Source organism: Cyclobacterium xiamenense, from assembly GCF_042140265.1.
In the GTDB taxonomy this organism is placed as follows: Bacteria; Bacteroidota; Bacteroidia; order Cytophagales; family Cyclobacteriaceae; genus Cyclobacterium; species Cyclobacterium xiamenense_A.
In genome coordinates, this window is sequence record NZ_CP159481.1 from 2,341,165 (window position 1) to 2,364,264 (window position 23,100).

Genomic DNA, 23,100 nt, shown 5'->3' on the forward strand with positions numbered 1-23,100 from the left:
GCCGGACAACCGGTTGGGCCAGCCAGAAAAAATTCCCATTTCAACCATAGAAAGCGGCTGTATTTCGGAGTATAAAAATAGAGGACATGCAAAAGATACTTTCGGGCAATCAGGTAAAATCTTTGGATCAACAGTACATAGAGGGGCAAGGCATTCGATCCTACCAACTTATGGAACGGGCGGCGCGGGTTTTTTCATCCTGGTTTGTTCAGTGGGTTCCCAAAGAAAAATCCGTTTCCGTTTTCTGCGGAACGGGAAACAACGGTGGAGATGGACTGGCAATTGCACGCATGCTGCATGCGGAAGGGTATGCGGTATCGGTAGGCTTGATTGGGGATCCGGATTCCGGCTCTCCCGATTTTCAGCAAAACCTGCAGGTCTTACCTGAAACAATTATCCCACAGACATGGGAAAAATGTCCCTCCAGCCAAGTGATCATCGATGCCATTTTTGGCGTGGGCATCAATCGACCATTGGCAGGCGATTACCTGCGGCTGATAAGGCAGCTGAATGCCTCTGCTGGCATGAAAATAAGCGTGGATATGCCCTCGGGCCTACCCTCCGATGGCCCGGCAGAGGGGGATGTTCTCCAAGCCGATCATACGCTTAGTTTTCAATTCCCAAAGCTTTCCTTATTGGTTCCCGAACATGCCCTGTATACAGGTAAATTGGCTGTCAAATCTATCGGAATGCAAGCCAGGTATTTTGAATCCTTTGATTCCCAGCGTTTTTTTTATTCCGGAGAATCTCTGGAAACCCTCCACAAGACCTTTTCAGGTGCCAGTCATAAAGGCGATTTTGGTAGGATTCTTTTGATAGGAGGGAGTTACGGCAAAATGGGCTCCATCGGTTTGAGTACCCGTGCCGCCCTGCGTACCGGATCAGGCCTGGTCTTTTGCAAGGTTCCTGCTTGTGGTGTGGAGGTGTTGCAGGGCAGCATACCGGAAGCGATGGTACTGTCGCCCGGTGGGGAAAATGAAGTGGGAGGGAGCTTGGAAATTGATGGGATGGATGCGGTAGGTATGGGGCCCGGACTCGGTAAAGGCAAAGGTGCGGTGGAAATGCTCTATCAATTATTACAAACGTATAATGGCCCCACGGTTTTGGATGCCGATGCCATTAATATCTTAGGGAATCATCCGGAATGGTTTTCCTTTTTGCATGCCAATGTGGTGTTGACCCCACACCTTAAGGAGTTTGAGCGGCTTACAGGGGTAGAGGCAAAAAATCATTTTCACCGAATGGATTTGGCCCGGGATTTTGTATTGAAATACGGCTGCGTGTTGGTACTAAAAGGGGCGTATACGCTTATTAGTTTTCCGGATGGAAAGCAAGTGTTCAATAATTCCGGGTCGGTGCACATGGCTACGGGTGGCTCGGGAGACGTGCTCACTGGCATGCTGACCTCGTTTCTTGGGCAGGGTTATTCCATTGAGAATGGCGTTGTATGCGGTGTATATCATCACGGGCATGCCGGAGAATTGGCCGGGTCCCAATTCGGACGAGGGACCCTGGCCAGCGATATTCTCGAAAAAATACCCGAGAGTTTTCGGGTTTTCGGTGTGGTTTAAGGCTTATTCAAAGGTCAGTTTCAAAATTTTGTCGTCGTGCAGGCGCAATGCTGCGCGTCCATCGGTATTGCTGGTAGTCAGGTACAGGTTGCCATCAGGCCCCACCGTAACGTCCCGCATCCTTCCGTATATCCCTCTGGACGGTGCATAGGAAAACCATCGCTCCACGCGTTTCACTTCGTACTCGTTGGCTTTATCAAATACCAATCGGATCAAGGCCTGGCCTCCCAGGGAGGCTACATACAGATCCCCCTTGTAGAACGTCATGCCAGCGGGAGGAACTGCCGCCTTGTTCCAGGAGGCTTTCGGATCGACGTACGCCTGCATTCTGGGAGCACCGACGACAATGGGCCAGCCGTGATTACCGCCCTTCTCCACCTTATTTATTTCGTCGCGGTAGCGCACACTTCCTTCCACTTCCGCGCCAGAGGGTCCGTGTTCCGAGTTGAAGAAAGCTCCGGTTTCCGGATCCCACGCAAATCCCTGCACCACGCGGTGCCCGTAGGAATAAACTGAAGAATTGGGGAAAGGATTATCTGTGGGAATGGATCCTTCGTCCGTCAGTCGAAGTATTTTCGAGGCCAGGTTTTTAGTATCCTGTGCCACGAAAGGTTGGGACATGTCTCCGGTGCCAATATACAGCATGCCGTCGGGACCGAAGGCGATCCGGCCACCAAGATGGATCGCATAAGCAGGAATTTTATCCAAAATCACCTTGTCAACGCGGGCCGTATTTCCCAGATCCTCCAGACGTACTACTTTGCTCCAGAGCTGCTCTTCAGCGTCCCGGTACGCATGCATGACGTAAATCCAACGGTTGGTTTCGAACTCCGGATGCACTGCCATCCCCATCAGACCGGCATCTACTTCGTGCACCGTACCGGGAACATCCAGATAGGGCAGGGGGTTGGTTTCCCCTGCAGGAATGCGCACGATGGTGCCCGGCCGCTGGGCTACCAGCGCATCGCCGTTCGGTAGAAAGCGCAGAGACCAGGGAATCGTCAGGCTATCTACCCAGACTTCGACCTTCACGCCGGGAACTTCTGGTAGAAACACATCTTCGGTTTTTTGTGGAACTTCGCCGACGATGGGCTGGGCTTTTTGTGTATTGATCTGTCCGTGTAAACTCAGGGGCAGGCAGAGCCAAAGGACAAAATAAAAAACATGTTTCGGGTTCATATGCGTATCGTTTTTTCTTTTTTTTAACTCTCCCGGAGGCGTATTCGTTCCCTCCCGGATGTGTTCATCGCTTACAGATCGATTTTTAATTGTTCGGGTAGCAACCGAAAGGATTTCCGATGCAGGGGACTTGGTCCTAGTTTCCGAATGCCCTCCCGATGTGCTCGTGTGGGATACCCCATGTTTCGTTCCCATCCGTAGCCGGGATAGTCTTGGGAAAGCCGAACCATTAGTTCGTCCCGGTACGTTTTTGCCAGTATGGAGGCCGCTGCGATGCTTGCAAATATTCCGTCTCCCTTTATCACACAATCAAAGCTAATGTTGTGTGCGGGGTTAAACCGGTTGCCGTCGATCAGCAGATGATCCGGACGTAGGTCCAACGCATCTATTGCCCGGTTCATGGCCAGAAAGGAGGCATTCAAAATATTCAGCCGATCAATTTCCGCCACCGTGGCACTGCCAATGGCCCAGCTCAAGGCATGAGATTTGATTTCCCGGGCCAGCGTTTCCCGGCGGGATTTGATGATTTTTTTGGAGTCATCGATCCATTCGTTTGCGTACTCCGGAGAGAGAATCACCGCGGCTGCCACCACTGGTCCACACAAACATCCCCTACCCACCTCGTCGCAGCCGGCCTCTTTTCGGTTAGCTTTTAAATAAGGTCGCAGCATTGGGATAAAAGTCTTTTTCCTTGTAGTATTTGTGGATCAACTCGGCTACCAAACCGGTCCAGCCGGTTTGATGCGAGGCTCCCAGGCCCCGGCCATTATCGCCATGGAAATACTCATAAAACAGAATCAAATCCTGAAAATGTGGATCTTCCTGCATTTTTTTATTGTCTGCATAGATAGGACGGTAGCCCCTGGCATCTTTTCGAAATAGGTTGATCAGTCGCAGGGAAAGTTCTTTGGCGATCAAATCCAGGGTGATGTATTTTCCGGAACCGGTGGGGTATTCTATGGAAAAGGTACCTCCGTAGTAAAAATCAAACTTTTTTAGAGATTCAATAATGAGGTAATTGATGGGAAACCAAATGGGTCCTCTCCAGTTACTGTTGCCGCCAAACATGGTGGTTTCCGATTCACCAGGGGCATAGCTAACGGAAAACCGGCTGCCATTGATCTGTATGGAGTAGGGCTGGGTCAGGTGGGCTTTTGAAAGCGAGCGGATGCCGAATTCGGAAAGGAACTCGGTTTCATCCAGCATCTTATGTAGGATGCTTTTCATGCGGTGTCCACGAAGGAGTGAAAATAGCCTTCGCTTTTCCTGACCGGGGTGAATCCAATTGGAAACCAGGGCGGCCAGTTTAGGCTTTTCCTTGAAGAAGAAGTCCAGTCGTTTTTTGAATTCGGGAAGATCGTCAAAAAGCTCCTCCCGGATAGGTTCCACCGCAAATAGCGGTATGATGCCTACAATGGATTTAACCTTCATTAATTTGGGTTCCTCTCCGGAAAGGTGCAGTACGTCAAAAAAGAAGTTGTCTTCTTCGTCCCAGAGGCTGATATTTTCTTTTGAAATATTGCTCATCGCCCCCGCAATGTATAAAAAGTGCTCTAGAAATTTGGTGGCGGTATGTTGGTACACCTTGTTGAATTCACACAAATCCAGGGAGATCCGCAGCATGTTTAAACAAAACATGGCCATCCAGGAGGTGGCGTCTGCCTGTTCCAGTTTCCCGAAGAGTTTATCCACGTGACTTCTATCAAAAACGCTGATATTATCGAGTCCCAGAAAGCCTCCTTCGAAAATATTTTTTCCCTCTTCGTCTTTTTGATTGACCCACCAGGTGAAGTTGAGTAGTAATTTGTGAAAGGCACGTTCTAAAAACTCTTGATCGCCTTTATTTTTTCCGTTGTACTTTTTGTCAATTTGATAGACCCGTTGAACCGCATAGGCATGTACGGGTGGGTTCACATCGTTGAAATTCCATTCGTAGGCGGGCATTTGCCCGTTTGGATGCATGTACCAGTCATTCAACAGGACCAAAAGCTGATCTTTAGCAAAATCGGGGTCCAGCCTTGCCAACGGTATACAGTGAAAGGCCAGATCCCAGGCCGCGTACCAGGGGTATTCCCATTTGTCGGGCATGGAAATAATGTCGTAGTTTTGCAAATGGCGCCAATTGCTGTTTCTTCCTGATTTCCGTTCCTGTGGGGGTTGGTACCTTCCCGGATCACCTTCCAGCCAGCGCTCCACATTGTAGTAATAAAATTGTTTGCTCCACAACATGCCTGCGTAGGCCTGCCGTTGAATCAATTTCATTTCCGGGTCCTTCACTCGTTCCTGCAGACTCGCATAGAAGGATTCAGTATCTTCAATTCGATCCTGGAACGTTTTTTCTGCAGATTCCAGGGGCGTTTCCGTGGCTGCGTGCTGCATTCGAAAAACAACTTCCGCTTTTTCTCCCGCTGGAATAAAGAGTTTATAAATGGCTGCTGCTTTGGTTCCGGTAAATTTGGGATTGAGGTGTTTTTTATCTCCCAGTATAACGTAGTCGTTGATAGCGTCTTTCAGGTATTTCTTTTGATTGCCGATGTGGTACAATCGCTCCCGGTTGGTTTCGTTGTCGCAAAATTGCAAATCCGGTTCACCGGAGAAAGTGAAGGTATAATTTCCGGATTTCGGAGAAAAAGCAGTCATTTTCGCCGGGCCCGCTTTACTTAAACTAGGCATAAATGGTTCATCACCCGTGAACCAGGTTTTTCTGAACCAGATGGTGGGCATCACCCACAGCACCGCATCTTCTGTCCCCCGGTTGTGAACGGTGGCTTTGGCAAAAATATCCTCTATATCGGCTTTTGCGTATTCAAGAAAAATATCAAAATAGGCATCGTTGTCGAAGACACCGGTATCCAGTATCTCAAATTCTTTTTCACTTTTTCCCCGCAATTGATTTTGCTCAAGAAGTTCCTGGTAAGGAAATGCCTGCTGCGGATACTTGTACAGCATTTTCATGTAGCTATGGGTGGGGGAGGAGTCCAGGTAGTAATACAACTCCTTCACGTCTTCTCCATGGTTGCCCTCGTTTCCGGTGAGCCCATACAAGCGCTCCTTGATGAGCGGATCTTTTCCATTCCAAAATGCCCAGGCAAGGCAGAGCTTTTGTTTGTGATCACTTATTCCGCCTATTCCTTCTTCGCCCCATCGGTATGCTTTGCTGCGCGCATCGTCGTGAGTGACGTTCTCCCAGGCAGATCCATCGGGACTGTAATCCTCCCTCACGGTACCCCATTGGCGTTCGGTGAGGTAGGGGCCCCATTTTTTCCAGTGACGGATTTTTTCGCGGTTTTCCTTTAATCGTTCTAACTCTTTATCCATGGGTACAGTTGGCCGTCCTTATAAGGAGCGAATTTAAACCATTTACGGTTCTAATTATCAACTTACCCCGGATGTATTTCTAATTTTTTTGAAAAATCGGTGAGTTTTACAGGCGCTGGAATCCCGCGTGGCGGACAAGCTCTCAGGTGGGATGATTATTTTAACCGGTTTTTTCTTCTGTAATGAAATTCCATTGCGCTTCTTTAATTCTTTGATTTCAATCGACTAGGATCCTCTTCCCGATAGGCGAAGGGATGCTCGTCAGGAAGGCCAAAAATGCGGCGTCCAGGCTTTGCTGCCAATCGGAAAATGCAGTGGCTGACGCCGTGCAGTTTTTTTCCTCCTCCAGAAGTTTTTCCAACATTTCAGCGGCAAAGCGATCCGCAGTCCTACCTGCGCCTGCCTGTTCTGCATCGCAGGCATTGCACCGTTGTTCGTATTGTCCTTTCACCGGTACCATGAGGGTTTTTTTCCCCAGGAACATGGCTTCTGCGATGGATTCAAAGCCTGCTGTGGAAAGGTAGGCTTTGCATTGACGCAACTTTTCTACGAAACGTTCGTCATCGATTCGGTGAAAGGTCAGATTGGGCAGTGTGAGGTAACGGGCAGGCACCTGCTGGGCATCCCAAAATGCCTCTATGGTAATTTGGGGCCGGTTTTTTGCAAGCCGATAGATTTCCTCCGCATAACCTGAATTGACAATATAGACCAGAAAAAAATCCCCGGTACTGGGTTCGGCCCGTCGTACCCTTTCCCGAATGAGCGGAGGCCAAACGAGATGATTCTCGTTCTTCATTGCCCGCTGGGGTTTCCAGAGGGAGAGCGCAATGATTTTGGACGCATTTGCACAGGTAATGGCGGTATTCAACTTAAAAAGCACCTTTTGTAGCCCTCCCGGCTTTGCAAAGGTAAAATCAGGATGAAACATCAGGTATTGGTGTCCGATCGCCAGGTAGGTGGCGCGGAACGGATAGCACATGGCATAAATCCCTCCAAGCATGTCGTAAAAATTCAAAATGCAGTCCGGCCGATGTACCTGTACCCAATGATCCAGTTGTTGAAGGCTGCGGATAAATCGGGGCAGTTTTTTGAGGTTTTCGAGTACCGTTGCGCCCATCTTTATGGCTTTCTGTTCCTTATCGGCGACAAAATTTGGACTTTGTACCCGGTAAACGGGGCAGGAAAAGGCATCAAGAAAGTAGTCGGGGGGGGTTCTCCGCCCGCTTGCGCCGATCACCACGGCCACTACTTCCATGCCGTGCTTGTGAAGCAGGTCGCTGATTACCATGGCCTGGGTCATGTGTCCCCTGCCTTCTCCCTGAACGATGAATAGAAATCTCATGCCGATTAGGAAAATGTATCCATTTGGGAAAAGGCCGGCTTTTGAAGCGGCACCACCTTACTCTCCTGCTGCCGGTCTTTTCTGAAGTCCAGTTCGTTGTAATAGATCAGCTGCCAATTGCCCGCGTGGTCCTCGGCGAGGGCGCTGAGGGATTCTACCCAATCGCCGGAGTTCAGGTACTCGATTCCGTCTATGGTGCGCATCTCGGCCTTATGGATGTGTCCGCAAATAATGCCATCGCAGCCTTTCGAACGGGCGATTTTGCAGAGCTCCGTTTCAAATCCGTCAATATAGGAAACTGCAGATTTTACTTTGGATTTCAGGTATTGGGAGAGGGAGTAGTACGGAAGGCCTCGCTTTCGCCGGTAATGATTGACGCGGGTATTGAGCCAAAGTAGAAAGGTATAGCCCATATCGCCAAGGTAGGCAATCCAGCGCAGGTTGGTGGTAATGTTGTCAAATACGTCTCCATGGGTTATGAAATATTTTTTGCCCATACTTTCATACACCAGGTCTTTTCGAATGGACAGATTGCCAATTTCCAGTGGCAGCACCTGGTCCAAAAAGTCGTCGTGATTTCCCCGGAGGTAAAAAACCCGCGTTCGGTCGCAGTCAATCATTTTTAGTACCCGGTTGAATACCCGCGTATGTTTTCGTTTCCAGCTACCGGATTTTTTCAACTGCCACCCGTCGATAATGTCTCCGTTGAGGATGAGGTTTTCGCATTGGTATTGCTTGAGAAAGCGCACCACCTCCTTGGCTTTGGAGCCTTTGGTTCCCAGATGAATATCGGAGAGAACAATGGTTTTAAAGTTTGTTTCCAAAACGTCGTTGTTTTGGTAACAAGGTAGATGGGCCAGGTAAACTAGTGATGAAGATGGGTTTAACAAAATGCTATTAAAGTACTTGTTCTACCCATGGGTGTGAATGAATTGTTACCTATCGGTTACAAACGTGTTGGCCTGGCTCAGGCATTGAAGATCAACTTAAATACGGTTCCCTCGTTCAGAACGGATTTCACTTGTATGTTTCCTTTGTGCCGGCGCATGATTTGCTTGGAAAGACTCAATCCGATCCCCGATCCTTTCTTTTTAGTAGTGAAAAATGGAATAAAAATTTTATTTAAGGCCTCCTCTTCAATGCCTTTGCCATTGTCCTCAACTTCAATAATGATCTTCCCATGATCGTCGATAAAGCCTCGTAGAAAAATATTTTTCTCGGGGACATTCTCAACGGCATGGATTGCATTCTGGGTAAGGTTGATCAGTACCTGTTCGATCTGCGAGCAATCCGCAAACAGCAGCAGGTCCTCGGGGGTGATTTCCTTGTGCAGGTGAACTTCCTGTGTTTCAAGCTGATTTTGCAGAAGCATGTCCATTTGGTCAAACAATTCGCGGATGTTTATCGCTGAAAACTTGGGGGCCGGAATATGGGCCAGGCTACGAAAATCACTCACAAAGTTGATTAGCCCCTCGCTGCGTTTTTCAATGGTAGCAAGTCCCATTTGGTAATCTTGAAGCTCATCGGTATCCACGGCGGCCCCTTGCTTCAATTTCTGGTTGATATCCATGCTGATGGTCGCTGCCAAGGAGGATATGGGAGCGATGGAGTTCATGATTTCATGGGTCAGCACCCGAATAAGGTTTTGCCAGGCTTCCATTTCTTTTTCCTCCAACTCACTTTGGATATTTTGCAGGGAAACCAGTTTGAATTTGACGTCCCGCAGTACCAATTCAATGGCATAGACCGAGAGCTGCATGATCCCGTCCGGATGCGCAATTTTTATCAATTCGCTGCCTCCAGTGCGGAGGTTTTCGATGGCATGGTGGAGCTCCTTGTTGATAGAGGCGATTTCCTGGATATGCGAAAGCTTTTCTATGTTCAGCATGCGCTTGGCCGCTGTATTCAGAATTTGCACGCTTCCATCCGCTTCAAAAGTAATCAGGCCGATGCTTAAGTGTTGGAATACGGTTCGAAAGTAGTGAAAGTTAGCTTCCTTCTCAATCTGGTCTTCCTTGAGTTTTGCGAGAATGGCATTGAATTCGATGTGCAGGTCGTCGGTTTCGGTTCCGTCAAATTTTACCGGATAGACCGTCGAATAATTGTTTTGTTTGATGTTGTCCAAAAACTGACGCACCTTATTAAAACTGCTTTCAGCATAGCGGATTAAAAGCACCAGCTGTACAAATGTCAGGATAATGAATAGCGAGATGGCGAATACCCCTGCCTCTGTTAGGATCATATACGCCAAAAAAAACAAAGACAACGTGAGTACAAAAATCCTACCCAGCAAGCCGATTTTATAATCCATACTTTTCCAACCTTCGGTACAGGGAGGCCCGTGTCAAGCCAAGCGCTTTTGCTGCTTTGGATATATTGCCCCCGTTTTTGTCTATGGCTTTTTGAATCAGGCTTTTTTCGACCTCGTCCAAATTGTACGAATTCGTGCTGACCTTATCGCTGGACGGCTTGCCGGAAAGAAAGAAAAAATCCCGGCTATCCAACTCGGCTCCTTCTGCCATAATGATGGCACGCTCGATGGCGTGCTGCAGTTCCCGGATGTTTCCCGGCCAGTTGTACCGTTGCAACAACTGCAATGCGTTTTGCTTGAAACCTTTAAATTGTTTCCGGTATTTGGCCGAATATATTTTTAGAAAATGGGCAGCCAGTATAGGGATGTCGTCTTGCCTGTCCCGTAACGGAGGAAGAAAAATCTCGACCGTATTGATCCGGTACAAAAGATCCTGTCGGAAGCTGTTTTCCAGGATCATTTCGTGCACCGGCATGTTGGTCGCGCATATGAGCCGAATGTCCACCGGTATTGATTTATTGGTTCCGATTCGGGTCACTTCTCGCTTCTGCAGTACGGTGAGCAGCTTGGATTGCAGCGGCATGCTGAGGTTTCCGATTTCGTCCAAAAACAAAGTGCCTTTGTCCGCAACTTCAAATCTTCCCGCCCGGTCTTCCTTGGCGTCGGTATAGGCGCCCCGTTTGTGTCCGAATAGCTCGCTCTCGAACAGACTCTCGGTGATGGCACCCATGTCCACGCCAACAAAAATCTCGTCTTTCCGTTCGGAACGGTCGTGAATTGCCCGGGCAATCAACTCCTTTCCGGTACCATTTTCTCCAAGAATCAAGACATTGGCATCCGTTCGGGCAACTTTCTCGATGATTGAAAACACGTTTTTCATGGAGGCACTCTCCCCGATGATGTCGGAGAAAGGCTTCTTTAAATCGGCCTGCAACTGCCGCTGCTTGTTGGATAACTTGTCTACCTGGTTGTAGCTTTCTTTTAACTTGATCGCAGCAGATAAGGTGGCGAGCAATTTTTCGTTTTGCCAGGGCTTTAAGATGAAGTCGGTAGCTCCTTCCTTAAGTGCCTGCACGGCCATTTCTACATCGCCAAAGGCCGTAATCAGAATGACCACTGCCTTCGGGTCGATTTCCCTGATCTGACGTAGCCAGTGAAAGCCTTCTTTTCCGGAGGTAGTATCCTCCGTGAAGTTCATATCGAGAAGAATGACGTCAAAGTTATTATTGTTTACCAAAAAGGGAATCCTTCTGGGATCCTTTTCGATGTGCACTTCTTTTGCATGCTTTTTAAGCAACATTTTCGCGGCAAACAAAAGATCTTCGTTGTCATCTACTATCAATAGTTTGCCCAGATTCGTTTCTTCCATCCTTTTTTAACCAGTTACTGCTGAAATAATGCCAATGTGAAATGATGCGAATTTACGAATAAAACGAGGATTTCCCTAAATATATTGTCCGTTTTTGGACATTTTTAGTACGAAAATGAACAAGCCTGGATAGATAGTCGATTGGGTTTTAATCCCTTGATAAAAGTGTTATCTTTGGTAGTTAAACAAAAAAATATATTTATGTCTGTAGCAACTAAAGGAAATACCGTAAAGGTACACTACACAGGAAAACTAAAAGACGGAACAATATTCGACTCTTCGCAGGACAGAGAACCGTTGGAATTTATTCTGGGCGATGGGAAAATGATCAAAGGATTCGATGTTGCCGTTCAGGGCATGCAGGTAGGAGACGATAAAAGTGTGACCATACCGGCGGATGAGGCCTACGGCCAAAAAAGAGAGGACATGATGCTGGACGTTCCCATGGAACAAGTCCCTGCTGACATCAAACCGGAGGTAGGCATGGATCTTTCCATCCAAAACCAACAGGGACAACCCACTCCTGTAAAGGTGGTGCATGTAGACGAGGCGAAAATCACGCTGGATGCCAATCATCCCCTGGCAGGGCAGGATCTGGTATTTGATATCAAGCTTGTTGAGGTAAAGTAAGCGATTACACCTTTGGAAAAGAAGGGGGACCAAGTGTCGTGCGGGTCTCCCTTTTTTATTCTTCCAGCGCTGCGCTTTTTTCCATGTTACCCTGCGGATTGGCGTAAATACTTTTGGTTTTATTGTATTTTGCGTTACCCACCTCAACCACAAAAATTTTGCTGTTCAAATGGGTGAAATCGTAATTTTTTTGTTTGCCATCTTCGGGACTAAGGCGGTCATGAAGGATTAGGTTCCCGAGAATGTCGTAAATCTTCACATCCGTCAGTTGGTTATTGGGCTTTTCCAAAAGCAGTTTAAACTTTTTATTGCCCAGGGACTGAAGACTAAAATCAGTGGTTGGAGTATTGAGGTCTTTCGGAAAAGAAATCGTCGTTTCGATCGGTCGCCCGACAATTTGTGCCTTAACCAGTAGGCTACCCATGTAAAAAAAGGCCATCAGCAGAATGAGCTGCAATAGGAACTTGTGGGTACGCGTCTCTTCATCCATTGATGTGCAAATTGCAAAAATCGAATTGAAAAATTTTACTTTTTCACCTTTAATTACTATTATTTAACAAAATTATAATTTATTTCTGAATACAATGTGCCGATCTATATCAAATCGCGCTGTTTTATGTAAGTGGTAGGGCACCCCCTGCTTTCCCATCAATAGTTATCCGGGCGGTCAAAGGCATGCAGGCTGGATGAGGTCAACAATAGAATCTGGCTTCGTGTCAAGGCCACTCCAATGATTTCGGATAGCAGAGGTAGAGCAAGGCTGCTACGGTCCCCGTTCAGATAATTGGTTTTAACTAACTCCTGATTTTCCAGGTGGTATACATTTTCGTTGTCCACAAATGCGGGAATGCTTCCAGGAACCGGAAGTTTTTTGATCGGGTTTCCCTGGTTGTCAAAAATGTAGATACCCTCGTTTTCCACTTGTAAAAACAGCAGGTTTTTCCGCTCCAATAATTGCAGTACGCGTAAGCTACTCGTCGCCAGCAGGATGTTCAACGGCTGCTCCTGCAACACCTGTCCCGTAGAAAAATTTAATTTTTTCAGGCGTAGATCCGTTTCGTCATACAGCCATAGGCCGTGGTTATTGCCCAAGGTTGCCTGGCTGATATACCCCCCCAATCCAAGGTCTGCCATCGAATTTCTACTGAGTGGGTTCAAGAAGCGGTCCAGGATTTCCATTACCTGCTGGCTGGCGGAAAACAGAAATATAGTTACCGTCCAGTAGGCGTCTAAATGGTTGAGTTCAGTGCTGATGGCTGGTGCATACAGGTTTACAGAATCCCCCTTTTGATCAAATTGCCAAAGATAGCCATTCTGATTGCTGACAAAAACCGCTCCGTTTTGGTCCACGGATAGGCGGGAAGCCTGTTTCATGTCCCGTTGCCACCGCTCTTCCGGAAGCTGTAGATTTTGAGTAAAGCCTCTCAGGGGGGCGATTAGAAAGAACAGGATCAGGAGGGGTTTAATCGGATTTGATCGCATATCCGTTGTACGATTTGAGTTGAAATGCCATTCCGTCGAATTCCCCATAATGGCACTGGTTTACCCATTCTCCCAGGTTAAAATAGGTGGAGTCTCCGGACAGGGGAAGGTGTAAGGGCAGGTGCCTGTGGCCAAAAATATAATAGTCAAAGTGCATCTTTTTTTCCATCTCCAGACAATATTGGTAAAGCCACTCGTTTTCCTTCCCTTTGAATTCCCCTTCGTTTTTTTGATCATTTGTCAGGCGACTGCTACGGGACCAACGATGGGCGAGTGCCATACCAATATCCGGGTGAATCCATTTAAAAAGCCATTGGCAGGTTTTATTGGTGAACAATCGCTTGAGTACTTTGTACGTCCGGTCACCCGGGCCCAGGCCGTCTCCATGGCCCACCAAAAATTTTTTCTCATTGATTTCCATTTCCAGGGGATGGTGAAACACCGGGATGTCAAGCTCACGAGTGAAATAGTCTTTCATCCACAAGTCATGGTTTCCTGTAAAGAAGAAAAGGGGAATGCCATTTTCTCTCATGGCCGTAATTTTGGAAATGAACCGAACAAATCCTTTGGGGATGACTTTGTCGTACTCAAACCAGAAATCAAAAATATCACCTACAAAGAATACCGCAGCAGCATCGGCTTCAATTTCATTCAGCCAGTTGATGATCTTCTTTTCACGGGTTCTGCTGGATTGTGGATCGGGGGTTCCCAGGTGAAAGTCAGAGACAAAATATACTTTCTGGTGGTCTGATAACCGAATTTTCATTTTTGTAGCAACAGGCATGTTTTTTTCAGAAAATGGCATATCAGGATTACATTTTTAGGCACCGAAATAAACCTAGAGAAGCCTAAAGGCGATTCGATCAGGGGTAGGGAGTTGAACCTTCCGGATCGGCTGCGCCCGGGCAAATGTTCCGAAAAGTGATGGGGACACGATAATAAAACTCCCCTAAGCAACGACAACTTGCGGCACTAGTTGGCTACTGCAAAGCTGGTCCCTTCAAAACGAAATCCAGAGTAATCGAGGACATGTCCCCGTTTACTCTGGAAATGAACGTACCACTCAAGGCTGCATCAGTCCTTGTTCTCTACCACGTCTTCCTTGGTCTCCTCTGGCTCCTCGGAGGACGCTTCTGCCTCTTTTTTAACTACTGTTTCTATTTTTTTACCGTCGACCACCTTGGTGAATTTTTCATAGGTAGTTTCTTTGTCAAAGGGACGTTTTCCGATCAGGTTTTCCAGATCAGATTGGAAAAGGATCTCTTTCTCCAATAATTCCTTCGCAATGATCTCCAGTTCTTTTCTTCTTTCTTTCAGTAAATTAATCGTTTTGACGTAGGAAAACTCAATCAACTTTCGTACTTCCTCATCAATGGTTTGGGCAGTACTTTCCGAATAAGGCTTGTCAAATTTGTATTCGCTTCCTTTGCTATCGTAGAACGATACGTTTCCTATTTTTTCGTTCATGCCATAAATCGAGACAATCGAATAGGCCATCTTAGTGATGCGTTCCAAATCACTTAAGGCACCGGTTGAGATTTTTCCAAAGATGATCTCTTCTGCGGCCCGTCCGCCAAGGGCCATGCACATCTCATCGATTAACTGTTCGGTCTGGTAAAGAAACTGTTCCTTGGGGAGGTACTGTGCATACCCCAGCGCTGCAATTCCTCTGGGTACAATACTTACTTTCACCAAAGGATCGGCATGCTCCAAGAACCAACCAGCTACCGCGTGTCCTGCTTCGTGGTAGGCGACAATTTTCTTCTCTTCCGGAGAAATAATTTTATTTTTCTTTTCCAAGCCTCCAATGACCCGATCTACGGCGTCCTGAAAGTCCTGCATGTCCACCGCATTTTTATTTCTTCTCGCGGCAATCAGGGCGGCTTCATTGCATACGTTGGCAATCTCTGCTCCAGCAAAACCGGGGGTTTGAGCAGCCAATTTTTTTGGTTCCACGTCATCGGCCGTTTTGATGGGCTCCAGGTGGACCTTGAAAATAGCTTCCCGCCCCACAATATCTGGCTTATCTATACTGATTTGACGGTCAAATCTACCGGCTCTAAGCAAGGCACTGTCCAATACGTCGGGGCGGTTGGTTGCTGCCAATACAATCACTCCGGAGTCCGTTCCAAACCCGTCCATTTCTACCAGCAGGGAATTGAGGGTATTTTCGCGTTCGTCATTCGAACCAGGCATCTGCCCTTTGCCCCTGGATCGGCCTATGGCATCTATTTCGTCAATAAATATGATACAAGGGGCTTTTTCTTTCGCCTGCTTGAACAAATCCCGGACGCGAGCGGCTCCTACACCAACAAACATCTCCACGAAGTCCGAACCAGACAGCGTGAAAAACGGTACGCCAGCCTCTCCGGCCACTGCCTTGGCAAGCAGCGTTTTACCGGTACCGGGAGGGCCAATCAATAGCGCGCCTTTCGGAATTTTACCGCCGAGTTTGGTGAATTTTCCGGGATTTTTAAGAAACTCCACGATCTCTTCCACCTCCTCTTTGGCCTCGTCCAGCCCAGCCACGTTGTCGAACGTAATCTTGACCTTGTTTTCCGCGTCAAAAAGTTGCGCTTTGGATTTGCCCACGTTGAATATCTGTCCGCCCGGACCACTGGGGCCGGACATGCGTCGCATCATCATCCAGAAAAGAAAGAATATTAAAATCAGAAAGCCAAAGCTCGAAATCCAATTGCCCCAACTTTCCTGCTCCTTGGCTGTATACCCGATGCGCTCCTCTTCCGGTAATTGCTCCTCCAGTCGGGTATAATTTTCAATGAAATTATCCACAGAAGCAATATTGATCCGGTAATGAGGTCCGGTAGGGTTGTAGAATCGGTTTTGAGCTTCTAACTCGTCTTTGTATCGCTGATTTTGCAGGGCTTCTTCCCGGAGGGTAACCTCTACGTAGTTTTGATTGTAAATGACGGTAACTTTCCGAACATCGCTACTCAGAACCATGTCCTCGAATCGCTTCATCGTAATTTCTACCGTCGCGGAATTTTGGTTGAACCAAGTGACACCAATCAGGACTATAACCGCTGTTATGATCAACCAGAGTTGAAAATTGGGTTTCTGAGGTGGTTTTGGAACAAATTTTTTCGATTTATTTTTATCACTCATCTTGTTTTTTTATTTCTATAAACTTTTTGTACAACGAAATTAAAAAATGAAAGTTTAAATCCAGTTGATTTAGTAACTGTTTATTTTGGTTACTTTGGCATCTCCCCAAAGCTCCTCTAACTGATAAAATTCCCGTTTCTCTTTCAAAAATATGTGTACCACCACATTAACGTAGTCCATCAGTACCCACTGCCGATTATTTTTTCCCTCGCTTCTCCAGGGACGTTCCTTGCTTTGTTGGTAGACAACTTCTTCAACAGCATTCGAAATTCCCTCTACCTGCGTGTCAGAGGAGCCCGAACAAATCACAAAAAAATCGGTCATCGTACTCGTGATGTCCCGCAAATCCATTACAACAATATCGGATGCTTTTTTGTCTTCCATCCCGGTCACGATCACTTTGCTCAACTCCTCTGCCGTCATAGGTGTTTTTTCTGTGGTTTATTAGTTAAATTTCATTTTATCCTTACTTTTAACCTGATTTTAAATATCCAGATTATCGAATAAAATAGCTAATAATAGATGCATAAAATCCTTGCCAATACGGTTTTTTTAGGAAAAGATTTGCAAATACTGACAGACTGTCACTCTACCAACGAAACGGCGCTTTCATTGGTTCGTTCCGGGAAAGCCACCGAGGGAACAGTCGTACTTGCCCTAAACCAGAGCGGAGGGAAGGGACAACGGGGCAGGCAGTGGCATGCAGCAGCTGGCATGAATCTTACATTTTCTTTTATTTTAATGCCTACATTTATTCCTGTAAATCAGCAGTTTGTATTGAATATGGCCATCGCCCTGGGGGTGTATCAAGGGCTATCCCGATTCGTATCGGGAATTGCCATCAAATGGCCCAATGACTTCCTGTACGAGGGGAGAAGAAAGTTGGGTGGCATGCTCCTGGAAAATCGGGTGCGGGGACGGCAGCTTGAACTGCAGGTGGCAGGAATAGGTATCAACGTCAATCAACTGAAGTTTCCGGTACCGCAGGCGATATCGCTGGCAGCGATATCTGGTAGCAGCTTTTCCCTGGATGAAGTTCTGACGGCTATCTTGCTATCGGTAGAGGATTACTACCTCCGGTTGAAGGCTGGCGAAGGGAATGCCATTCGTGCCGAATACCTCCGTCATTTGTACCAGTTTGAACGCTGGGCTAGCTACCATGATGGAGACCAATTCACGGGAATGATTACCGGGGTAGGCGAGGACGGCCGGTTGCTGGTGCGCAAACAAAACGGTGAGGAAGCCTGTTACGATCTGAAACAAATCACCTTCCTTTGATCCAGCATTTTCTTTTGTGTCCCTGAATCCCTAAATTTGTCAAAAAATCAGTTTAAACCATAGCTTCATTACAATGTCAACAACCAAATCACAGAAATATATTCAATACAAGGTAAAGGACATTTCATTGGCCGCCTACGGAAGGAAAGAAATCCGATTGGCGGAAAGTGAGATGCCGGGGTTAATGGCCCTGAGGGAAGAGTACGGTGCTTCTCAGCCGCTCAAAGGAGCACGAATCGCAGGCTGTCTGCACATGACCATCCAAACTGCCGTACTCATTGAGACGCTGGTTGCCCTGGGTGCGGAGGTTACCTGGTCTTCCTGCAATATCTTCTCTACGCAAGATCACGCCGCTGCGGCGGTGGCTGCGGCCGGGATCAGCGTGTACGCGTGGAAAGGGTTGACTGCCGAGGAATTTGACTGGTGCATCGAGCAAACACTTTTTTTTGGAGAAGACCGCAAGCCGCTAAACATGATCCTCGATGACGGAGGAGATCTTACAAACATGGTATTGGACCAGTACCCCGAATTGGTTTCCGGCATCAAGGGACTTTCAGAGGAGACCACCACAGGCGTTCACCGGCTGTATGAGCGAATGAAAAATGGCACCCTCACGATCCCCGCGATCAATGTCAACGATTCGGTTACCAAATCAAAATTTGATAACAAGTACGGATGCAAGGAGTCTCTGGTCGATGCAATCCGCCGCGCCACAGATATCATGATGGCGGGCAAGGTGGCTGCCGTCGCCGGGTATGGAGATGTAGGTAAAGGGTCCGCTGCCTCCCTTAGAGGTGCCGGAGCTCGTGTAATTATTTCCGAAATCGATCCCATATGTGCGCTTCAGGCCGCAATGGATGGGTTTGAGGTGAAAAAAATGATGGATGCGGTAAAGGAAGCGGATATTGTGGTGACCGCTACCGGCAATAAAGACATCATCGGTGAAGCACATTTCCGAGCCATGAAAGACAAAGCCATCGTCTGCAATATCGGTCATTTTGACAACGAAATTGACATGGCTTGGCTGAATCAAAAATATGGTCATACCAAAGACGAGATCAAACCACAGGTAGATCTGTACCACCTGGATGGTAAGGACATTATCCTGCTCGCAGAAGGTAGGTTAGTAAACCTTGGATGCGCGACTGGTCATCCGTCCTTTGTGATGTCAAACTCTTTTACCAACCAAACCCTGGCCCAAATGGAACTGTGGAACAATACCGATCAATACGAAGCGGGTGTCTACATGCTCCCCAAGCATTTGGACGAAAAGGTAGCAGCCCTGCACCTCAAAAAGCTCGGTGTGGAATTGGACGAATTGTCGGCCGATCAGGCCGCCTATATCGGTGTTCAACAGCAAGGACCGTACAAGCCGGATTATTACCGGTATTAATTACCGGGAAATTATTTAGGACTTTTAAGACAGCCCGGACCTCTGGTCCGGGTTTTTTTTACCCCTTTTGGCAACCAAGCCGGCCTGAAACAAGGTATCAATACCTGTACCGGGCGAATTTCCTTTTTGGTAGCAAGAAAAAGTATGATTGTATTTGCTAAAATTGGGTATCTTACTTTTTATAAACAAATCAGCCCAAAGATGACCAATTATTGTATTTCCTTTGACAAGATTCGGCATACGGACCTTCCCCGGGTGGGAGGAAAAAATGCTTCTCTCGGAGAGATGATCCGAAAAATGACACCTCTTGGAATTCGGGTGCCCGGGGGCTTTGCGGTGAGTGCCGCGGCGTACCGGGAGTATATCCAAGCATCCCATTTGCTCGAACCGTTGAAAGAGAGCCTGGACTCCCTGGATAGGAAATCGCTGAAGAATTTGGCTGAGGTGGGAAGTCGGTGCCGAAAGTTGGTGTTATCGGGTGAGATTCCGGACGCCGTACAAAAGGAAGTAGAGACATGCTACCGACAGATGGGGGAAAAGAAGGCCGTTGCGGTCCGGAGCAGTGCGACTGCCGAAGACCTTCCCACAGCCAGTTTTGCCGGACAGCATGACAGTTTTTTGAATATACGTGGCACTGCCGCCCTGTTGGATTCCATCCGGAATTGCTATGCTTCCCTTTTCAACGACCGGGCCATTAAATACCGGTTGGATAATGGGTTTGATCACCTGGAAGTAGCCCTATCCGTGGGGGTGCAATACATGGTTCGTTCGGATAAGGGTAGTGCGGGGGTGGCGTTTACGCTGGACCCGGAATCCGGCTCAGGCAATGTGGTATACCTTACCTCCGCTTGGGGTCTTGGAGAATTGGTGGTACAAGGTGCGGTTAATCCAGATGAGTTTTACCTTTTCAAACCTGCATTGGAGAAAGGATTACCTGCGCCTTTATTGGAGAAAAAAATCGGGGAAAAGCAACACAAAATGGTTTACACCAAGGACCCGAAAAACCCGGTAAAACGAGTTCCCACCAGCATCAGGGAGAAAAAGGAACCGTCCCTGAACGAACCGGAGGTAATACAGCTGGCTAAATGGTGTTTGGAAATAGAAAAGCTGTACCAATGCCCGATGGATATCGAATGGGCCAAAGATGGGAAAACGGGGGAATTGAGCATTGTGCAGGCCCGACCGGAGACGGTGCACCAGCAAAAGGCACTCACACTGAAGACCTACCATCTGTCTGGCTCAGCTCGACCCATTTGTACGGGAAAAGCCGTTGGAAAGGCGATCGCAAGTGGAAGGGTGTCTATCGTAAAGTCCCTGGCGGACGGTCCCAAGGTGAGGGCCGGGGACATTATTGTGGCAGACAGCACAAATCCCGATTGGAATGCACTGCTCCGAAAAGCAGTTTGTATCGTGACAAATAAAGGTGGCCGGACCAGCCATGCATCCATTGTCGCCAGGGAATTGGGCATTCATGCCGTGGTGGGTACCGGCGATGCCACCGAAAAAATACAGGATGGGCAGCTGGTGACGGTATCCTGTGCAGAAGGTGACGAGGGCCGCGTATTCGAAGGAAAGCTGGATTGGGAAGAAAAAACGGTGTCACTGAAAGGACTTCGGGCGACCAAAACCGCAGCCATGCTGATTCTTGCGGACCCGGGTCGGGCGTTCCAGCTGTCCATGTATCCCCAGCAGGGAGTGGGTTTGCTACGCATGGAATTCATTATATCTACCGCCATTCGGATTCATCCCATGGCTTTGGTGAAGTACCATGAAATGGTGGAGAGCCACGAAAAGAAAGCGATACAGGCCATCACTGCGGATTATGCGGATAAACAGCAGTATTTTGTGGAAAAATTGGCTACATCGGTTGGAATGGTAGCCGCAGCTTTTTACCCCAAGGAGGTTATTGTGCGCATGAGCGACTTTAAATCCAACGAATACCGGGAGCTGATCGGTGGCAACCATTTTGAACCTGACGAGGAAAATCCCATGTTGGGTTTTCGGGGCGCATCCAGGTATTCCCACGACTTGTACCGGGAGGGGTTTGGCCTGGAATGCAAGGCCATGAAACGGGTAAGGGAAGAGATGGGATTGGATAATGTCAAGCTGATGATACCCTTTTGCCGGACCGTGGAGGAGGGCATTCGCGTCCTGGAGTGCATGGAATCATTTGGTTTGCGCCGGGGGAAAAACGGGCTGGAAATCTATATGATGGTGGAAATTCCCAGCAACGTCATTCTTGCGGAATCCTTTGCTGATATTTTTGACGGATTCTCCATCGGGTCCAATGACCTGACCCAGCTAGTGCTTGGGGTGGATCGGGATTCCGCACTGGTGAGCGGCTTATTTGATGAAAATAACCCCGCTGTGAAGGAAATGCTGACACAGGTCATTCGGGCCATAAAGAAAAAAGGAAAGAAAATTGGGCTGTGCGGTCAGGCTCCGAGTGACTACCCGGAGTTTGCCAGCTTTCTTGTGGGCCTCGGAATAGATAGCATTTCGTTCAACGCCGACGCCTTACTTGCAGGGATTAAGAATATCCAAAAAGCAGAAAAAAAATAGAAAGGGGACATATTGGCAGACAAACACTTGGTGGGAACCCCAGGAACGATTAATTTTAGCCTGTAAAAAAAGTTTACCTGCGGTCGAAAACGTGCTCCTGATAAAATAACCCTCAGCTGTACTGTCTTTTCGAAAGGCATCGGGTTTTTTGACAATGCTCGGGAGTGCAGTCATTCGCCCGAACCCTGTTTGGTTCAGGCAAGCATGTCAGCGGCAGGGGATCAGTCGTAATCGAAGAATCAGTCAGTTGAAATCAAAGCCGGTGCAGTCAGGCAAATGGAAACTGACTAACAGGGGCGTCCCCGAAACCATCGGGGCGTGCACGGGAGATTTTGCCGGTTTCACATCGGGGCAGGCTGCAGGACCATTAAGAAACGATCAGAACTATATGAAACCCTTATCCTTTGTTTTTATCCGCTTAGCCATCGGCATCAGTATGTTCGGTCATGGCTTGGTGAGAATACCCAAGCTCAACTCCTTTAGCGAAGGGATGGTTGGCAATTTCAGTCAATCTTATTTGCCTACACAGCTGGTGACGCCCTTCAGCCTGGTGCTTCCCTTTCTGGAATTATTTTTGGGAATCGCACTGCTGCTGGGTTGGAAGACACGGATTGCAGGTATCGGTGGTGCTTTGTTGATGCTTTTGCTTATGTTTGGTACCTCAATGATTGAAAACTGGTCGGCCCTACCCTCACAAATGATTCATCTGCTATTTTTTGTGTTGGTGCATGAGTTTCACCAGGTAAATACCTTTTCATTGGACGCGTCCAATCCACCCGCTAAATAAATTCCGATGATCGAAAAAATTGATATAGAAACCTTAAAAACGAATCTGCCATTTATTACGGATTCCCGCTTGCGGGAAGCGCTGGCCAAAGAGGGACGGGTCATGGAAATTCCGAAAGGAAAGGCCATCATGGAGCCCGGGCAGTTTGTGAAAATGGTACCGATCGTTTTGGAGGGGAGCATCAAGGTGTTGCGCATGGACGAAGAGGGCCGGGAGTTGTTTTTGTACTACCTGGAGCCCGGTGAAACCTGTGCATTGTCCCTAACCTGTTGCTCGGCTTCCAAACCCAGCGAAATCAAGGCAGTAGCCGAAGAGTATACCATGATTTTGGCTATTCCGGTGCATATCCATGAGCAATGGTCGGACGAATTCAAACAGTGGAAAGACTATGTGTCCACTACCTATCAATCCAGGTTTCAGGAAATGCTTGAGACGCTTGACGCTGTGGCCTTTAAGCGTATGGATGAACGGCTCATGCGGTACATCGTGACCAAGATGAAGCAGGCAAAAGCAAACGAGCTTCACACGACCCATCAGGAAATTGCCTCGGAACTGGGGACTTCCCGCGAAGTGATTTCCAGGTTACTCAAGCAACTCGAAAAGAAAAAGTGGATCGAACTGGGCAGAAACGTGATCTACATTCGGGACGACTTTGAGGAGTTGATCAGCAAATAAACCCCTCCTGTAGCATGTGCATAGACGCTGTAGGAATCTTTTATACTGAACGAATACCAGCGTATTGGTGGGGAATG

General features: G+C 47.8%; 19 protein-coding genes. 7 read left to right on the top strand and 12 right to left on the bottom strand.

Going from position 1 to position 23,100, the window contains the following annotated elements; genetic code table 11:
* The first annotated feature begins 86 nt into the window (after positions 1 to 86).
* The gene (locus ABWH99_RS09955) at positions 87 to 1,571 is read left to right on the top strand and encodes an NAD(P)H-hydrate dehydratase (RefSeq protein ID WP_375586124.1); all 1,485 of its coding nucleotides are present in this window, start codon (positions 87 to 89) and stop codon (positions 1,569 to 1,571) included.
* Positions 1,572 to 1,574: 3 nt separating this feature from the next.
* Here ABWH99_RS09955 and ABWH99_RS09960 read toward each other — a convergent pair whose 3' ends face one another.
* The 7 genes from ABWH99_RS09960 to ABWH99_RS09990 form a co-directional block, all read right to left on the bottom strand.
* On the bottom strand, positions 1,575 to 2,750 hold the full coding sequence (locus tag ABWH99_RS09960; protein ID WP_375586125.1) for a PQQ-dependent sugar dehydrogenase: 1,176 nt from the start codon (positions 2,748 to 2,750) through the stop codon (positions 1,575 to 1,577).
* 71 nt (positions 2,751 to 2,821) lie between these two features.
* The gene (locus ABWH99_RS09965; RefSeq protein ID WP_375586126.1) at positions 2,822 to 3,421 is read right to left on the bottom strand and encodes a ribonuclease HII; all 600 of its coding nucleotides are present in this window, start codon (positions 3,419 to 3,421) and stop codon (positions 2,822 to 2,824) included.
* A complete protein-coding gene (locus tag ABWH99_RS09970) occupies positions 3,396 to 6,068 on the bottom strand; it encodes a glucosidase (protein ID WP_375586127.1) in 2,673 nt (890 codons plus the stop codon). The genes ABWH99_RS09965 and ABWH99_RS09970 overlap by 26 nt, the downstream gene beginning before the upstream one ends.
* 217 nt (positions 6,069 to 6,285) lie before the next feature.
* On the bottom strand, positions 6,286 to 7,410 hold the full coding sequence (locus ABWH99_RS09975; protein ID WP_375586128.1) for a glycosyltransferase family protein: 1,125 nt from the start codon (positions 7,408 to 7,410) through the stop codon (positions 6,286 to 6,288).
* A gap of 5 nt (positions 7,411 to 7,415) precedes the next feature.
* Complete coding sequence (locus tag ABWH99_RS09980) at positions 7,416 to 8,234, bottom strand: UDP-2,3-diacylglucosamine diphosphatase (RefSeq protein ID WP_375586129.1); 819 nt, start codon at positions 8,232 to 8,234, stop codon at positions 7,416 to 7,418.
* A 143-nt stretch (positions 8,235 to 8,377) separates the two neighbouring features.
* Positions 8,378 to 9,721, bottom strand: coding sequence for a PAS domain-containing sensor histidine kinase (locus ABWH99_RS09985; protein ID WP_375586130.1), 1,344 nt, complete (start codon positions 9,719 to 9,721; stop codon positions 8,378 to 8,380).
* The gene (locus ABWH99_RS09990; RefSeq protein WP_375586131.1) at positions 9,711 to 11,090 is read right to left on the bottom strand and encodes a sigma-54-dependent transcriptional regulator; all 1,380 of its coding nucleotides are present in this window, start codon (positions 11,088 to 11,090) and stop codon (positions 9,711 to 9,713) included. Before ABWH99_RS09990 ends, ABWH99_RS09985 begins: the two co-directional genes overlap by 11 nt.
* A 201-nt stretch (positions 11,091 to 11,291) precedes the next feature.
* Between ABWH99_RS09990 and ABWH99_RS09995 the strand changes: the two genes are divergently transcribed.
* Positions 11,292 to 11,720, top strand: a complete 429-nt coding sequence (locus ABWH99_RS09995; RefSeq protein WP_375586132.1) for a peptidylprolyl isomerase — start codon at positions 11,292 to 11,294, stop codon at positions 11,718 to 11,720.
* A gap of 55 nt (positions 11,721 to 11,775) precedes the next feature.
* Here the strand turns inward: ABWH99_RS09995 and ABWH99_RS10000 are convergent, their stop codons facing one another.
* The 5 genes from ABWH99_RS10000 to rsfS all read right to left on the bottom strand — a co-directional run bounded on the left by ABWH99_RS10000 (position 11,776) and on the right by rsfS (position 16,751).
* Positions 11,776 to 12,210 (bottom strand): hypothetical protein, encoded by a 435-nt coding sequence (locus ABWH99_RS10000; protein WP_375586133.1) that lies wholly within the window; start codon positions 12,208 to 12,210, stop codon positions 11,776 to 11,778.
* Positions 12,211 to 12,368: 158 nt separating this feature from the next.
* Entirely contained in the window at positions 12,369 to 13,202 is an 834-nt protein-coding gene (locus ABWH99_RS10005) for a hypothetical protein (RefSeq protein WP_375586134.1), read from the bottom strand.
* Positions 13,183 to 13,968, bottom strand: a complete 786-nt coding sequence (locus ABWH99_RS10010) for a UDP-2,3-diacylglucosamine diphosphatase (RefSeq protein ID WP_375586135.1) — start codon at positions 13,966 to 13,968, stop codon at positions 13,183 to 13,185. Before ABWH99_RS10010 ends, ABWH99_RS10005 begins: the two co-directional genes overlap by 20 nt.
* 308 nt (positions 13,969 to 14,276) lie before the next feature.
* On the bottom strand, positions 14,277 to 16,328 hold the full coding sequence (gene ftsH, locus ABWH99_RS10015; protein ID WP_375586136.1) for an ATP-dependent zinc metalloprotease FtsH: 2,052 nt from the start codon (positions 16,326 to 16,328) through the stop codon (positions 14,277 to 14,279).
* Between the two features lie 69 nt (positions 16,329 to 16,397).
* Complete coding sequence (gene rsfS / locus ABWH99_RS10020) at positions 16,398 to 16,751, bottom strand: ribosome silencing factor (RefSeq protein ID WP_375586137.1); 354 nt, start codon at positions 16,749 to 16,751, stop codon at positions 16,398 to 16,400.
* Positions 16,752 to 16,850: 99 nt separating this feature from the next.
* On the opposite strand from rsfS, the gene ABWH99_RS10025 reads away from it, so the two are divergent.
* From ABWH99_RS10025 to ABWH99_RS10045, 5 genes are all read left to right on the top strand, one after another.
* Entirely contained in the window at positions 16,851 to 17,606 is a 756-nt protein-coding gene (locus ABWH99_RS10025) for a biotin--[acetyl-CoA-carboxylase] ligase (protein WP_375586138.1), read from the top strand.
* Between the two features lie 73 nt (positions 17,607 to 17,679).
* Positions 17,680 to 18,999 (top strand): adenosylhomocysteinase, encoded by a 1,320-nt coding sequence (gene ahcY / locus ABWH99_RS10030; protein WP_375586139.1) that lies wholly within the window; start codon positions 17,680 to 17,682, stop codon positions 18,997 to 18,999.
* A 201-nt stretch (positions 19,000 to 19,200) separates the two neighbouring features.
* Positions 19,201 to 21,561: a phosphoenolpyruvate synthase gene (gene ppsA / locus ABWH99_RS10035; protein WP_375586140.1), complete on the top strand. Its 2,361-nt coding sequence runs from the start codon at positions 19,201 to 19,203 to the stop codon at positions 21,559 to 21,561.
* 388 nt (positions 21,562 to 21,949) lie between these two features.
* Positions 21,950 to 22,348 (top strand): DoxX family protein, encoded by a 399-nt coding sequence (locus ABWH99_RS10040; RefSeq protein ID WP_375586141.1) that lies wholly within the window; start codon positions 21,950 to 21,952, stop codon positions 22,346 to 22,348.
* An 18-nt stretch (positions 22,349 to 22,366) separates the two neighbouring features.
* Positions 22,367 to 23,023 carry a Crp/Fnr family transcriptional regulator gene (locus tag ABWH99_RS10045; protein WP_375586565.1) on the top strand — a complete coding sequence of 219 codons (657 nt, stop codon included), beginning with the start codon at positions 22,367 to 22,369 and terminating at the stop codon, positions 23,021 to 23,023.
* Positions 23,024 to 23,100 lie beyond the last annotated feature (77 nt).